This is a genomic window from Nonomuraea monospora, from assembly GCF_039531895.1.
Lineage (GTDB): Bacteria > Actinomycetota > Actinomycetes > Streptosporangiales > Streptosporangiaceae > Nonomuraea > Nonomuraea monospora.
In genome coordinates this window covers 181,143-193,652 of record NZ_BAAAQX010000002.1, presented here as the reverse complement: position 1 = coordinate 193,652, position 12,510 = coordinate 181,143, and the positions used below count along the sequence as shown (strand labels likewise).

At 71.6% G+C, this 12,510-nt stretch carries 12 protein-coding genes and 1 pseudogene; 8 read left to right on the top strand and 5 right to left on the bottom strand.

Annotated elements, in window-relative coordinates; all coding sequences use genetic code 11:
- Positions 1-14: 14 nt before the first annotated feature.
- Positions 15-344, bottom strand: coding sequence for a putative quinol monooxygenase (locus tag ABD331_RS04215; protein WP_344470903.1), 330 nt, complete (start codon positions 342-344; stop codon positions 15-17).
- Between the two features lie 114 nt (positions 345-458).
- Between ABD331_RS04215 and ABD331_RS04210 the strand changes: the two genes are divergently transcribed.
- The 4 genes from ABD331_RS04210 to ABD331_RS04195 all read left to right on the top strand — a co-directional run bounded on the left by ABD331_RS04210 (position 459) and on the right by ABD331_RS04195 (position 3,139).
- Positions 459-1,208, top strand: coding sequence for an ABC transporter ATP-binding protein (locus tag ABD331_RS04210; protein WP_344470902.1), 750 nt, complete (start codon positions 459-461; stop codon positions 1,206-1,208).
- 1 nt (position 1,209) lies between these two features.
- A complete protein-coding gene (locus tag ABD331_RS04205; protein ID WP_262379593.1) occupies positions 1,210-1,344 on the top strand; it encodes a hypothetical protein in 135 nt (44 codons plus the stop codon).
- On the top strand, positions 1,341-1,862 hold the full coding sequence (locus ABD331_RS04200) for an NADPH-dependent FMN reductase (RefSeq protein WP_344470901.1): 522 nt from the start codon (positions 1,341-1,343) through the stop codon (positions 1,860-1,862). Before ABD331_RS04205 ends, ABD331_RS04200 begins: the two co-directional genes overlap by 4 nt.
- Before the next feature lie 83 nt (positions 1,863-1,945).
- Complete coding sequence (locus tag ABD331_RS04195; RefSeq protein WP_344470900.1) at positions 1,946-3,139, top strand: endonuclease/exonuclease/phosphatase family protein; 1,194 nt, start codon at positions 1,946-1,948, stop codon at positions 3,137-3,139.
- A gap of 269 nt (positions 3,140-3,408) precedes the next feature.
- Here ABD331_RS04195 and ABD331_RS04190 read toward each other — a convergent pair whose 3' ends face one another.
- Entirely contained in the window at positions 3,409-4,596 is a 1,188-nt protein-coding gene (locus ABD331_RS04190) for an MFS transporter (RefSeq protein ID WP_344470899.1), read from the bottom strand.
- Between the two features lie 94 nt (positions 4,597-4,690).
- On the opposite strand from ABD331_RS04190, the gene ABD331_RS04185 reads away from it, so the two are divergent.
- Positions 4,691-5,266, top strand: coding sequence for a TetR/AcrR family transcriptional regulator (locus tag ABD331_RS04185; protein WP_344470898.1), 576 nt, complete (start codon positions 4,691-4,693; stop codon positions 5,264-5,266).
- Between the two features lie 133 nt (positions 5,267-5,399).
- Here the strand turns inward: ABD331_RS04185 and ABD331_RS04180 are convergent, their stop codons facing one another.
- Positions 5,400-5,660: a hypothetical protein gene (locus ABD331_RS04180; RefSeq protein WP_344470897.1), complete on the bottom strand. Its 261-nt coding sequence runs from the start codon at positions 5,658-5,660 to the stop codon at positions 5,400-5,402.
- Between the two features lie 663 nt (positions 5,661-6,323).
- Between ABD331_RS04180 and ABD331_RS04175 the strand changes: the two genes are divergently transcribed.
- Positions 6,324-9,218 (top strand): M36 family metallopeptidase, encoded by a 2,895-nt coding sequence (locus ABD331_RS04175; protein WP_344470896.1) that lies wholly within the window; start codon positions 6,324-6,326, stop codon positions 9,216-9,218.
- A gap of 148 nt (positions 9,219-9,366) precedes the next feature.
- Here ABD331_RS04175 and ABD331_RS04170 read toward each other — a convergent pair whose 3' ends face one another.
- Both ABD331_RS04170 and ABD331_RS04165 read right to left on the bottom strand, forming a co-directional pair.
- Positions 9,367-9,771, bottom strand: coding sequence for a hypothetical protein (locus ABD331_RS04170; protein ID WP_344470895.1), 405 nt, complete (start codon positions 9,769-9,771; stop codon positions 9,367-9,369).
- Positions 9,772-9,891: 120 nt separating this feature from the next.
- Positions 9,892-11,166: a serine hydrolase domain-containing protein gene (locus ABD331_RS04165; RefSeq protein WP_344470894.1), complete on the bottom strand. Its 1,275-nt coding sequence runs from the start codon at positions 11,164-11,166 to the stop codon at positions 9,892-9,894.
- A 162-nt stretch (positions 11,167-11,328) separates the two neighbouring features.
- Here ABD331_RS04165 and ABD331_RS60885 point away from each other — a divergent pair.
- Together ABD331_RS60885 and ABD331_RS04155 are read left to right on the top strand one after the other, a co-directional pair.
- Positions 11,329-11,430: pseudogene (locus tag ABD331_RS60885) on the top strand (LacI family DNA-binding transcriptional regulator); the annotation flags it as partial.
- A 111-nt stretch (positions 11,431-11,541) separates the two neighbouring features.
- Positions 11,542-12,351: a LacI family DNA-binding transcriptional regulator gene (locus ABD331_RS04155; RefSeq protein ID WP_344470892.1), complete on the top strand. Its 810-nt coding sequence runs from the start codon at positions 11,542-11,544 to the stop codon at positions 12,349-12,351.
- Positions 12,352-12,510 lie beyond the last annotated feature (159 nt).

The window sequence follows — 12,510 nt, the reverse complement described above, 5'->3', positions numbered from 1 at the left end:
CGCAGCCCTTGGGCTCAGCTCTTCGGCACGGCCATCTCGCCCAGCTCGGACCAGCCGTCCTGGGCGAGGGTCGTGTTGACGATGCGCGGCGTCTCGGCGAGGTGCGACGGCAGCTCCTGCTGGGCCTGCTTGAAGTGGGCCGACTGCACGTGCGCGGCGCCCGCCTCGTCGTCACTGAACGCCTCGACGAGGACGTACTCGTTCGGGTCGTCGAGGCTGCGCGACCAGTCGAACCACAGGCAGCCGGGCTCGGCGCGGGTGGCCGAGGTGAAGGCGGCGGTGATCTCCGGCCACCGGTCGGCGTGCTGGGGCAGGACGCGGAACTTCGCGGTAATGAAGATCATCAGAGTCGCTCCTCTGCTGGTCGGCGGCTTACGGGACGAGACTATCGGCCAATTCTCTAGTTATCCTGTAGGGAAAGTTGACTTAGTGCCCGGCCAGCTCGTACCTTCGTACGCATGAGCCAGGGACTCCCCCTCACCATCCGGAACGTGACCAAGACGTTCCACGACGCCGAGCCGCGCACCGTGCTGTCCGGCCTCGACCTCGACGTGCGAGGGGGTGAGCTGCTCGCGCTCGCCGGCCCCAGCGGCTGCGGCAAGTCCACGCTCTTCGCCCTGCTCGCCGGCCTCACCGAGCCCACCACCGGCGAGATCCGCATCGGCGGCGCCCCCGTCACCGGCCCCGCGCTGGACCGGGGCGTGGTCGTCCAGCAGTACACCCTGTTCCTCTGGCGCACGGTCCTCGGCAACGTGGAGTTCGGCCTGGAGGGCCGGGCGGTGGACCGGCGGGAGCGGGCGCGTGAGTTGCTCTCGATCGTGGGGATGTCCCGGTATGAGGAGTGTTACCCGCGCGAGCTGTCCAGCGGCGGCCGGGAGCTCGTGGCGCTGGCCCGCAGCCTGGCCTTCGAGCCCGGAGTGCTGCTGCTGGACGAGCCGTTCACGGGGCTGGACCGGCGCACGCGCGAAGAGGTGGGGGATGAGCTCGTACGGATCTGGGAACGCACCGGCACGACCATCCTGCTCGTCACGCACGACGTCGAGGAGGCCGTCCGGGTGGGGCGGCGGGTCGCGGTCATGACGTCGGCGCCCGGACGGGTCAAGGAGGTCGTGGACGTGGGCACCCGCGCGGGGGATGCTCGCAGGCACGTGGGACGGCTGCTGCGCGAGCAGATCGCGGCGGCACGGGGGCGGAAGGTGGCGGCCTGAGATGGCGGAGCTGCGCGAGTACGAAGGTGACATCCACTGGTACGACCTGCCCGACGACGAGGCGGAGGAGGACTGGATGATGGACGAGGAGACCGAGGAGCGCTGGGTGCGCGGAGAGCTGGGAGTGGTCCGATGAGCGTCGTCGCGCTCGTGGGCAACCCGAGAGAGGGCTCCAGGACGCTGACCGTGGCCGCCGCCGCAGCGCGCGCGATCGGGCAGCGGGTGGACGGGGCGGAGTCGTACGAGGTGGTGGACCTGGCGGCGCTCGGCCCGCACCTGCTCGCACCCGGCGCGTCCGCCGTCGTGGAGACGGCGCTGGAGCTGGTGGCGGAGGCGAGCGTGCTGGTCGTGGCCAGCCCGACGTACAAGGGCACCTACACCGGGCTGCTCAAGGCGTTCCTCGACCGGCTGCCGCCGCAGGCGCTGGCGGGCAAGGCGGCGCTGCCGCTGCTCGTGATGGGCGACGCCAAGCACGCGCTGGCGGTCGAGGTGCACCTGCGCCCGCTGCTGGTCGAGCTGGGCGCCACCGTGCCCACGCCTGGGCTGGCGGTGCTGGAGTCCGAGCTGCCGCGCCTGGAGGAGGTCGTCGCCGCCTGGGCCGACCGGGTGGCGCCCCAGGCCGCGGCCGGCCTCAAGGACACTGCGTTGAGCTGAGGGAAAACTTCACCCCGATGTGGTGGTGCGCCGCCCTAGCCAGATGTCATGATCCGGCGCAGGCCCACCCGAGGGGAGACGTCGTGATCTTCCGTTGTGCCCTGGCCGCCGTAGTGGCGGCGGCGATCCTCACCCCACTGCCCGCGAACGCCACCAGCGAAGTCAGGTTCGCCACCTTCAACGCCTCGCTCAACCGGGCGGCCCAAGGCCAGTTGGTGAGCGACCTGTCCACCCCCGGCAACACCCAGGCCAGGGTCATCGCCGAGATCGTCCAGCGCGCCCGTCCCGACGTGCTGCTCATCAACGAGTTCGACCACGACGCCGGGGGAGAGGCGGCCCGCCTCTTCCAGGACAACTACCTGTCCGTCGGCCAGAACGGCGCGCGGCCGATCAGCTACCGCCACCGCTACACCGCCCCCAGCAACACCGGCCTCGCCTCGGGCTTCGACCTCAACAACGACGGCACCGCGGTGACCACGCCCGGCGCGCCCGGCTACGGCGACGACGCGCTCGGCTTCGGCGTCTTCCCCGGCCAGTACGGCATGGTCGTCTACTCGAAGCACCCGATCGACACGCGCGGGATCAGGACGTTCCAGAACTTCCTGTGGAAGGACATGCCGGGCAACGCCATGCCCGCCGGCTGGTACTCGGCCGAGGAGCAGCAGGTGCTCCGCCTGTCGTCCAAGAGCCACTGGGACGTGCCCGTCCGCGTCGGGCACCGTACCGTGCACTTCCTGGTCAGCCATCCGACACCGCCCACGTTCGACGGCGCGGAGGACCGCAACGGCCGCCGCAACCACGACGAGATCAGGCTCTGGGCCGACTACACCCGGCCGGGCGGGGGCGGCTACCTCTACGACGACCGGGGCAGGCGCGGCGGGCTCGACGCCGGGGCCGCCTTCGTGATCGCCGGCGACCAGAACGCCGACCCGAACGACGGCGACAGCTTCCAGAACGCCATCCACCAGCTCCTCGACCACCCGAGGATCGACGCGGGCGCCGCCCCGTCGAGCGCGGGCGCGGCCGAGGCGGCGGCGTTGCAGGGTGGCGCGAACGCCACGCACACCGGCGACCCGAAGTACGACACGGCCGACTTCGCCGACACCGCGCCCGGCAACCTGCGCGCCGACTACGTGCTGCCCGCCCGGAGGCTCAAGGCCGTGGGTGGTGGCGTGTTCTGGCCGGTGCTGGCGGACCCGCTGTCGCGGCTGACGGGCGTCTTCCCGTTCCCGAGCTCCGACCACCGCCTGGTCTGGCTGGACGTCAAGACCCCCTGACACCCAGGCGAACCGACGGCAGGCTGGCCAGCGCACGCCGGGACCGCGCAGGCGCCGGTTGGCCAGCGCACGCCAGGATCGCGTGGGCGCCGGTTGGCCAGCGCACGCCAGGACCGCGTGGGCGCCGATTGGTCAGCGCGCGCTGGATCACGGGGGCGCCGATTGGTCAGCGCGCGCTGGATCACGGGGGCGCCGGTTGGTCAGCGCGCCGGATGGCGGCGGCGCCGGTTGGTTATCGCAGGCCGGGGGCGCAGGGCGGAGCCGTTCGGTCAGCGCAGGCTGGGGTTGCGGCGGGCGGTCCACACCGCGATCCCGGCCAGCACGAGGAGGCCGCCCGCCGCCCACAGATCCCCCCGCAGCGCGACGGCGTCCACGATCGTCCCCCCGGCCAGCGCACCGAGCCCGATCGCCAGGTTGAACACCGCCACCCACAACGCGGACGCCGCCTCAACGGCCCCCGGCGCGGCCTTGATCATCCACGTCTGCAGGCTCACCGACACCCCGCCGAACGCCAGCCCCCACACGCCCAGCAACACGACCCCACCGACAGGCCCGGCCCCCACCAGGGGAAAGAGCAGCACGGTCACGGCCAGCGCGGCGACGATGACGAGCACCGTCCGATGCGCCCGCCGCGCCACCGCCGCCCCGGCCGCGAAGTTGCCCACGATGCCCGCCAGCCCGAACCCGAACAGCAGCGGCCCGACGAGGCCCGCACCGATGCCCGACACTTCCTGCAACACCGGGCTGACGTAGGTGTAGGCCGCGAAGTGCCCGATCACGACGAGGAACGTCGCCACGATCCCGGCCCGCACCCCCGGGTTGCGGAGCTGGTCGGCGAGGTGCCGCAGCCCGATCGCCCCGGTGGCGGTCAGCGGGGGAAGAACCGCGATCAGAACGGCGAACGCGACGAGCCCGAGCCCGGCGAGCGCGCCGAACGCCGTCCGCCAGCCCGCGAACCCGCCGATCACGGTGCCGATCGGGACGCCGAACACGTTCGCGGCCCCGACGCCGCCGAAGATGAGCGCCGTGGCCCGCGGCACGTGCGCCGGGGCGACGAGCCGGACGGCCAGCCCTCCGGCGACGGCCCAGAACCCGCCGATCGCCACCCCGGTGACCGCGCGGGCGGCCAGCAGCAGCGGGTAGGACGGGGCCAGCGCGGAGCCGACGCCCGCGAGCGCGGTCAGCGCCACCAGCCCGACGAGCAGGAGCCGCCGGTCCATCCGTCCGGCCAGCACGGGCACCACCGGCGCCGCGACGGCCGCGACCAGGCTGGGCAGCGTCACCATCAGCCCCGCCGCGCCCGGCGACACCGACAGCGTGTCGCCGACGGACGTCAGCAGCCCGATGGGCAGTTGCTCGGCCGTCACCACCAGGAAGGTCGCCACGGTCACGGTGGCCACCGCCACCCAGCGGCTCTTGGGCGGAGTGTCCGGCTCGGCCGGGGAAATGGTCGTCACGAAGCTCTCCTCACGGTTTGGGAGCGATCGCTCCCGTACGGCGGCTCACCCTAGTATGGGAGCGATCGCTCCACAACTGGGGTAGGGTGCTGCCATGGCGCGACCGAGAGAGTTCGACGAGCAGGACGTGGTGGCCAAGGCGACCGAGCTGTTCTGGCGGCGCGGCTACACCGCGACCTCCGTCCGCGACCTGGGCGCCGAGCTGCGGCTCACGCAGAGCAGCCTGTACCGCACCTTCCACGACAAGCGCGGGCTGTTCCTGCGCGCGCTCGACCACTACAGGACGACGGAGTCGTCCCAGGCCGGAGAGCTGCTGGAGCGGCCGGGGCCCGTCCGTGACGTCCTGCGCGACTGGCTGACCTGCATGGTCACCGACGACGCCGGGCGCGGCTGCCTGGTCGTCAACACCGCCACCGAGCTGGGCGCCGCCGACCCGGAGATCAGGCGGCAGACCGAGGCCGCGTTCGAGGTCACCAGGAAGGCGCTCGAAGCGGCGCTGCGGCGCGGCTGCCGCGAGGGGGAGCTGCCGGCGAACCTCAACCTCGACGCCGCCGTGGACCTGATCTTCACCACCGTGCTCGGGTTGCGCGTACGCGAGCGCGCCGGCCATGACCCCGCCCGCCTGGCCGCCACCATCGACTTCGCCGTACGCGCGATAGCCGCAGTGTGAAATAACCGCCTATGAAGAATGCGGAAATGTTGGAGCCCTCGGCGGTCCCCTGAAAAATCGGTGTAAATATCCCGACGCCATTCTTAAACTCAAATTTCGTGGACACGCCAACTCTTCTCGCGCATTTCCAGACTCACGATGTTCCGCTGGAGCTGTCCAGGGGTGGCGGCGAGCCGGTTCGGGACGACGCGGAGCTCCACCGCAACGCCCGGCTGAGCGACCCCGAGGGGTACGCGCTGCTCGCGCTGGTGCCGGGGGTGCTCGCCTGGCAGCGGGCCCGGGTGCTGCTGGAGACGCTCGCCGCCTCCCAGGACGGGCTCGACCAGGCCACCCGGGCGACCCTGGGGAAGGTGACCCGGGCGCTCATGTTCGGGCTGCCTCCCGCGTACGCCATCACGGTGCTGCTCGCGGTGCGGCGGCTGCGCGCCAACCACAAGCACACGACCAGGGCGATCGTCGCCTTCGTGCTGGAGCACCCGGACGCCGACGCGCTCTTCGAGGCACGCCGGCCCGCGCTGGCCGACTGCCTTGAGCACGCGCTCGGCAAGACCACGGCCCGCACCTGCGCCCGCCTGGCCGCCGAGGCCGACCACGCTGACCCGCCCGCCGGCGGGCTCAGCAACCGGCCGATCGCCGGTGGCGGCCGTGCTGAGGCGGTCCGTGGTGGCGACCGTGCTGAGGCGGCCACTGGTGGCGGCGGTGCTCGGCCGGCCGCTGGTGGCGACAGCACTGGGGCGATCGCAGCCGACCACAGCACTCGGGCGATCGCCGCCGGCGAAGGCGCTCAGGTGATCGCCGGTGGCCACCGTGCCCGGTCGGCTGTCGAGGGCGACCGTGCCCGGCCGGCTGTCGGGCGAACCCTCATGCCAGATAAGGGATGGTCGTTAGTCGAACGACTCTCTGGGCTCGCCGAGGTGCCGGCCACCTGTCCCGCACTTATCAACCGCTTATACGCTGATATTTTCGTTTTTACAAGATCTTGTCAGCTCCGGACAGCGGTGCTACCTCTTGCGGGATGCGCGAAACCTGCGCATCCCTGGCACGCAGGAGGGAAAACGTGTCGACCAAGTCCTGGTTACGCAGCACACTCATCGTCACCGCACTCACAGCGTCGGTCCTTCCCCTCGCGGGGGCCGCCCGGGGCGAACCCGGCGGGCAGGCCCCGGAGATTCACGACTTCCAGGCGGAGAATTCCGGCAGACCGGATGTGGACAACCGCCAGGGCCGGGTGGAACCCCCGGCCAGTCAGCGCCTCGCCGCCCCCACCGGCAAGATCCGCTGGAACGCTCTCGGCACCCCCGCCGCCATCGTCAGCGCCGAACCGCTGGCCGAGGGCCTCGGCTCCGACCCCGTCCAGGCCGCCCGCGCCTATCTCAAGGCCAACGAGGCCGTCTTCGGGCTGACGGCCGAGGCCGTGGACGCGCTGGAGACGGTCGCGGTCAACCCGATCGGCGCGGGCGCCGCCGTGCTGCTGCGGCAGCGCTTCGGCGACCTGCCGTCCGGCGTGGACGGCCTCGTCGCGATCGGCGTGTCCGGCGGCCAGGTCAGGCACGTGACGTCCTCCCTGTCGCGCCGCACCGAGGCGCCGCCCGCCGCGCGGATCACCGCGCAGCAGGCCCTGGAGATCGCCGCCAGGGACGGCGGCATCGACCTGGCCTCGGCGGCCACCAAGCTGGCCACGCCGGTGGCGGTGCCCGCACCCGACGGGGTGCACAGCGCGTACCAGGTGGTCCTGATCGGCGGGGCGCAGGGCGAAGAGGCGGGATACACCACGCACGTGGACGCCGTGAGTGGCGCCGTCATCACCCGCGAGAACCTGGTCGACCACCACCAGGACCCGGACAACCCGCGCTGGGCGGTCTTCCCCGCCAACCCGCCGGGCGACCACTCCTCCGCGGACACCCGCGAGGCCTGGTGCCACGCGCCCGGCCCCGGCTGTGACGAGGCGACCGGCGGCGACGCCGCGACCGGCAAGCCGTGGGACGTCGACCACACGACGAACGAGCCCACGTTCACCAGCATCGGCAACTCGGCCAGGACGTTCGAGAACCGGGCCAGCGGCGACCCGTTCACGGTCGGCACCCGCTCGAACGTGCTCACGCCGAGCAGGAACTACGTCTACCCGTGGCAGAACACCTGGTTCGAGGCCAAGTGCGACCCGGCCGTGTTCGACCAGCCGGGCGAGGCCGACCTGGAAGCCGCCATCGCGAACCTGAACGCCATGCACAACCGCATGCACGACTGGTCCTACCGGCTCGGCTTCACCGAGACCGCCTGGAACATGCAGAGCGACAACGGCGGGCGCGGCGGCCTCGGCAACGACCCCGAGCAGGGCAACGCCCAGGCCGGGGCGCGGGTGCTGTCCGTACGTGACAACGCCAACCAGATCACCGGCCCCGACGGGGTCGCGCCGATCACCAACATGTACCTGTGGCAGCCGATCGCCGGCTCGTTCTACTCGCCCTGCGTGGACGGCGACTACGACATGTCGGTCATCGGCCACGAGTACACGCACGCCATCTCCGGCCGCATGATCGGCGGGCCCAACGCGGGCTGGAGCGGCGCGCAGGCCGGGGCCATGAACGAGAGCACCTCCGACCTGTTCTCGATGGAGCAGCTCTTCGAGTACGGCCACCGCCCGGCGGGCGACACCCCGTACGTGACGGGCGGCTACGTCACCGGCGACACCACGCGCGGCATCAGGAACTACGACATGTCGAAGTCGCCGCTGAACTACAGCGACCTCGGCTACGACCTCGTGGGCACGCAGGTGCACGCGGACGGCGAGATCTGGTCGGCCACGCAGTTCGACGTGCGGGCGGCCTTCGTCAAGCGGTACGGCCAGGGCTCGGCCAGGCTGCAGCGCTCGTGCGCGGAGGGCAGGACGCCCGTGGACAGGTGCCCGGGCAACCGGCGCTGGGCGCAGCTCTCGTTCGACGCCCTGCTGCTGATGGCCTCGGGCGCGATCGACTACGTCGATCACCGTGACGCGCTGCTGGCGGCCGACGCGATCCGCTTCGGCGGGGCGAACCAGGACATCATGTGGCGCGCCTTCGCCGAGCACGGCCTCGGCTCGGCCGCCGCCAGCACCGGCCCGAACGACGCCGACGCGACGCCCAGCTTCGTCAACCCGGCGGGCAAGAACGGCTCCCTGCAGCTCAAGCCGCTGGGCGAGGCGAAGGACGCGGCGCTGCGGCTGTACGTGGGCGACTACGAGGGCCGGGTCGTCCCCGTCGCGGACACCGACCCGGCGACCGAGCTGGGCGACACGGTCGAAATGACGCCCGGCCTGTACGACTTCGTCGTCGCGGGCGCCGGTTTCGGCCACAGGCGGCTGAAGTACGCGGTCGTCCCCGGCGTGAAGCTGCCGCTCCCGCTGCCCCTGTCGCGCAACCTCGCCTCGGCGGCGAGCGGCGCGACCGCGACGGGCGACGGCGTCAACCAGCCGCTGCTGATCGACGACACCGAGGCCACGAACTGGGCTTCGCGCACCGGCGCGCCGGCGGGCAAGTCGGTCGTGGTGGACCTGGCGGGCGACGAGCCGGTCAAGGTCCGCAGGGTGCAGGTGAGCGCCATGCTGCGGCCGGGCACCAGCCCGGCGGACCCGGGCACGCAGAACCGCTTCTCCAGCCTGCGCTCCTTCGAGGTGCTGGCCTGCAGCGCGAACTGCGCCGACCCGGCGAGCTTCACGAAGATCTACACCAGCAAGGCGAACGCGTTCGACGCCACGCTGCCCAGGCCGCGCGGCGCGGACATGCTCATCAAGTCGTTCGACGTGCGCACCACGAGCGCGACGCACCTGATGTTGCGGGTGCTCAGCACGCAGTGCACAGGCAACCCGCGTTACGCCGGCGAGCAGGACAACGACCCGAACTCGGCGACGGACTGCGGCACGGCCAGCCCGGTCAGGGAACACGTCAGGGCCGCGGAGTTCCAGGCGTTCTCCCACTGATGATCCGCTGAGGGGCCGCCGTCCACCGCGACGGCGGCCCCTCTCTCGCGCGCTCGGACCTCACCGCCACCCGGGCCATCTCCGGCGTGCGGCAGGAAGTGACGAACGGGGCTGAGGCCCCCACCGACCTCAGCCCCGCGAGCAACTCTCAGTAGATGCGGTACTTCTTGCCGCAGTTGTCGAACTTGCCTGCCCAGCAGGTGAAGGTGTAGACCTTCTTGATCCCCTTGCCGCTCCAGGCGCCCGTGACCTTGCCGTCCCAGGACTTGTTGAACTTGTGCCAGGAGCCGTTCTGGTAGTACTCGAACCACACCCAGCCCTTCTTGCCGCCGGGGCGGTCCACGCCGTACCACTTCGTGAACACCTTGCCGCCCGACTTCCAGGTCTTGCCGTAGGTGTAGGCCTTGTGGTCGCTGGAGAAGAACTTGCCCCACTTGACCACGGTCACGGTGCTCGCGGAGGTGGTGGAGGCCTGGGCGGCGGCCGGGCTGAGCGCCAGGCCGGTGACGGCCATCGAACCGGCCAGAGCGGCTATCGCGAGGGTCTTACGCATGATCGGGTTTCCTCCCCCTGTCGGTGCTGCCGGGTTCGTCCCGGCAGCAAGGACACTACGGAGGCGACCAGCGATCATCTGTGCAGGAATCCACACATGGGCAGTGATCAGGGACACACCTCAGCGCTTGACCGTCACCCGGTCCACGGCGAACGGGACGTACGTCGGCCGCGCCGTCCTGGCCTGCGTGCCCGCGCTCTCGCCGCAGGCCGCCAGCAGGAAGTACGCGCCGCTGGCGTAGTCGATCGGGTGCAGGACGATGCCGCCGTTCTCGTCCAGGGTCTGGTACTTCGTGCGGTTGACGCCCATGGAGAGCTGGCGGGTGCCGTCCTCGCTGGTCATCGACTCCGTGGCCATGCCGAAGACGCCGCCGCTGTGGCCCCAGAACCGGCCGCAGGGCAGGTCGAAGTAGTAGAGGCCGAGGCCGTAGTCGAGCACGCCGCCCGCCAGCACCGGCACCGTCCTCTTCATCTCGGCCAGCTCCGCCGCGCCGATCAGCTCGCCGCGCAGCAGCGCCCGGTAGAAGCGGTTGAGGTCGTCCATCGTGGAGACGATCGAGCCCGCCGTGGTGGCCCAGGTCGGGCTGTAGACGCTGTAGTCGCGGGGCGGGTCGATCCAGCCGTACAGCGACTCGTACGCCTTGGAGTGCGGGCCGGGGATGTGCGGCGTGCGCGGGAACGACGTGTGCCGCAGGCCCGCCTTGCGGATGACGTTGCGGGTGATGTACTCCTCGGCGCCCGTGCCCGTCACCTTCTCCAGGAGCAGGCCGGCGATCAGGTAGTTGGTGTTGGAGTAGACCCCGGGCAGGGCGCCCGGCTCGCCCGTGGGCGCGGCGTCCAGGCCCAGCCGGACCAGCTCCGCGCGGGTGAAGACGCGGAAGCGGTTGTCGTCCAGGCTCTGCGGCGAGCCCACCAGCAGCGAGGGGAACGCCGGGCCGACGTAGTCGGCGATGTGGCTCGTGTGGTTGAGCAACATCCGCACGGTGATCTTCTCGCCGCGCTCGCCGGGCACCACGTCAGGCAGATAACGGCCGATCGGGGCGTCCAGCTCGACCGCGCCCCTGGCGACCTGCTGGAGCAACGCCACCGAGGTGAACGTCTTGGTGATGCTGCCCACCCGGTGCACCATGTCGGGTCTCACGGGGCGGTTCGTGGCCACGTCCGCCACGCCCGAGGCGCCCTGCCAGGTCTGCGAGCCGTCGCGGACCTGGGAGTAGATGCCGTACATGCCGGCCTCGTGCACGGCGTCCAGCGCCTGCCGCAGAGCCTGCCGGTCCAGCCCGCCGCCGTCCCGGGCGTGCGCGGGAGCGGCGGTCGCGGTGAGCAGCGCGCCGAGCGTGACGGCGGCGACCGCGAGGCGGCGGGAGGTGCTCTTTCCAGACACTCGCATCTTCATGCCGCAAGCATCCTGGGAACCGGGGGCTCCGGGTCAGTCGTGCGAGTCATCCGTCCCGTATGACAGGTGTCATCCGGCGCGGCGGCCGGAAGCCGGAATGACAGTACGCTTCATTGCCGCCTCTGTCCGGCGGCCGGATCGCTCACGGGAAGGACGGTGCCGATGCCTCACGCGGCGAGGCCCACGGTCACGCTGCACGACGTGGCCGCGGCGGCCGGCGTCTCGGTCGCCACCGCCTCCCGGGTCCTGGGCGGCAGCGCCAGGAAGGTGGCGCCCGAGTACGAGGCCCGCGTGCTGGCCGCGGCGGCGGCCCTGCGGTACACGGTGGACGCCTCGGCCAGGGCGATGCGCCGGGCCAGCGACTCGATCGCGCTGGTGGCCGACGACCTCACCACGCCGTCGATGGGCATGGTGGTGGCCGCGATGGAGCGCGAGGCCCGCACGGCGGGGGCGTTCGTCACGGTGTCGTCCACCATGGCGGCCTCGGAGCGGCAGTCGGAGACCGTCCGCGTGCTGCGCTCGCTGCGCCCGCGCGCGCTGGTGCTCACGTCGAGCCGCTACCTCGACGACGAGCGGCTGGCGAAGGAACTGGCCGCCTACGAGCGGGAGGGCGGCCGGGTCGTGATCGTCGGTCACACGGACCTGGCCTACGACTCGATCAATCTCGACAATCACGGTGCCGCGCGTTCGATGGGCGCTTTCGTCGCGGAAACTGGGCACCGCCGGGTGGTCATTCTGACCGGCGGCCGGGAAATGCGGAACATGGCCGAGCGCACCGACGGATTCGTCGCGGGATTGCGCGCCGGAGGCGTGGCCGAGCGCGATATCCGGATCGTTCGCTGCAAGGTCGATCGGCAGGGCGGATTCGAGGCCGCCCGCGCGCTGGTGGCCGAGGGAACCGCAGGTGCGCAGGCGGTTCTCGCCTCCAACGACGCGGTCGCGATCGGGGCGATGTCGGCTTTCCGCGAGGCCGGGCTGAGCGTGCCGGAGGACATTTCCGTGACAGGGATCGACGACATTCCGCTCGCCTCCGACGTGACGCCGAGATTGACCACAGTGGCGCTTCCGCTGGCGCAATCCGGGGTGGAGGCGATTCGTTTCGCACTGGGCGACGCGCAGGCTCCGCGCCGCCTGATTCTGGAGGGCCGGATGGTCGTCAGGGACAGCACCCAGGCCCGTCCGTAGCCAGGCGGCCGGGTCGCCGCGGCACTCTTGACGCTCGCGTTACAGCCATGCAAACTGCGGAATACGTTTTCCCGGCAAGGCGGCCACCCCCCGTCTCTGGCCCCAGGAGGTCCCCCCATGCTCCCGTCGCGGAGACCCGCGTGAGCGCGATCCACGAGT

Bases quoted from the DNA above. Each gene is read 5' to 3' on its own strand.
- ABD331_RS04215 (WP_344470903.1), bottom strand. From the start codon at position 344: ATGATCTTCATTACCGCGAAGTTCCGCGTCCTGCCCCAGCACGCCGAC.
- ABD331_RS04210 (WP_344470902.1), top strand. From the start codon at position 459: ATGAGCCAGGGACTCCCCCTCACCATCCGGAACGTGACCAAGACGTTC.
- ABD331_RS04180 (WP_344470897.1), bottom strand. From the start codon at position 5,660: ATGGCGTACGCGGGAGGCAGCCCGAACATGAGCGCCCGGGTCACCTTC.
- ABD331_RS04165 (WP_344470894.1), bottom strand. From the start codon at position 11,166: ATGAAGATGCGAGTGTCTGGAAAGAGCACCTCCCGCCGCCTCGCGGTC.
- ABD331_RS04200 (WP_344470901.1), top strand. From the start codon at position 1,341: ATGAGCGTCGTCGCGCTCGTGGGCAACCCGAGAGAGGGCTCCAGGACG.
- ABD331_RS04185 (WP_344470898.1), top strand. From the start codon at position 4,691: ATGGCGCGACCGAGAGAGTTCGACGAGCAGGACGTGGTGGCCAAGGCG.
- ABD331_RS04170 (WP_344470895.1), bottom strand. From the start codon at position 9,771: ATGCGTAAGACCCTCGCGATAGCCGCTCTGGCCGGTTCGATGGCCGTC.
- ABD331_RS04205 (WP_262379593.1), top strand. From the start codon at position 1,210: ATGGCGGAGCTGCGCGAGTACGAAGGTGACATCCACTGGTACGACCTG.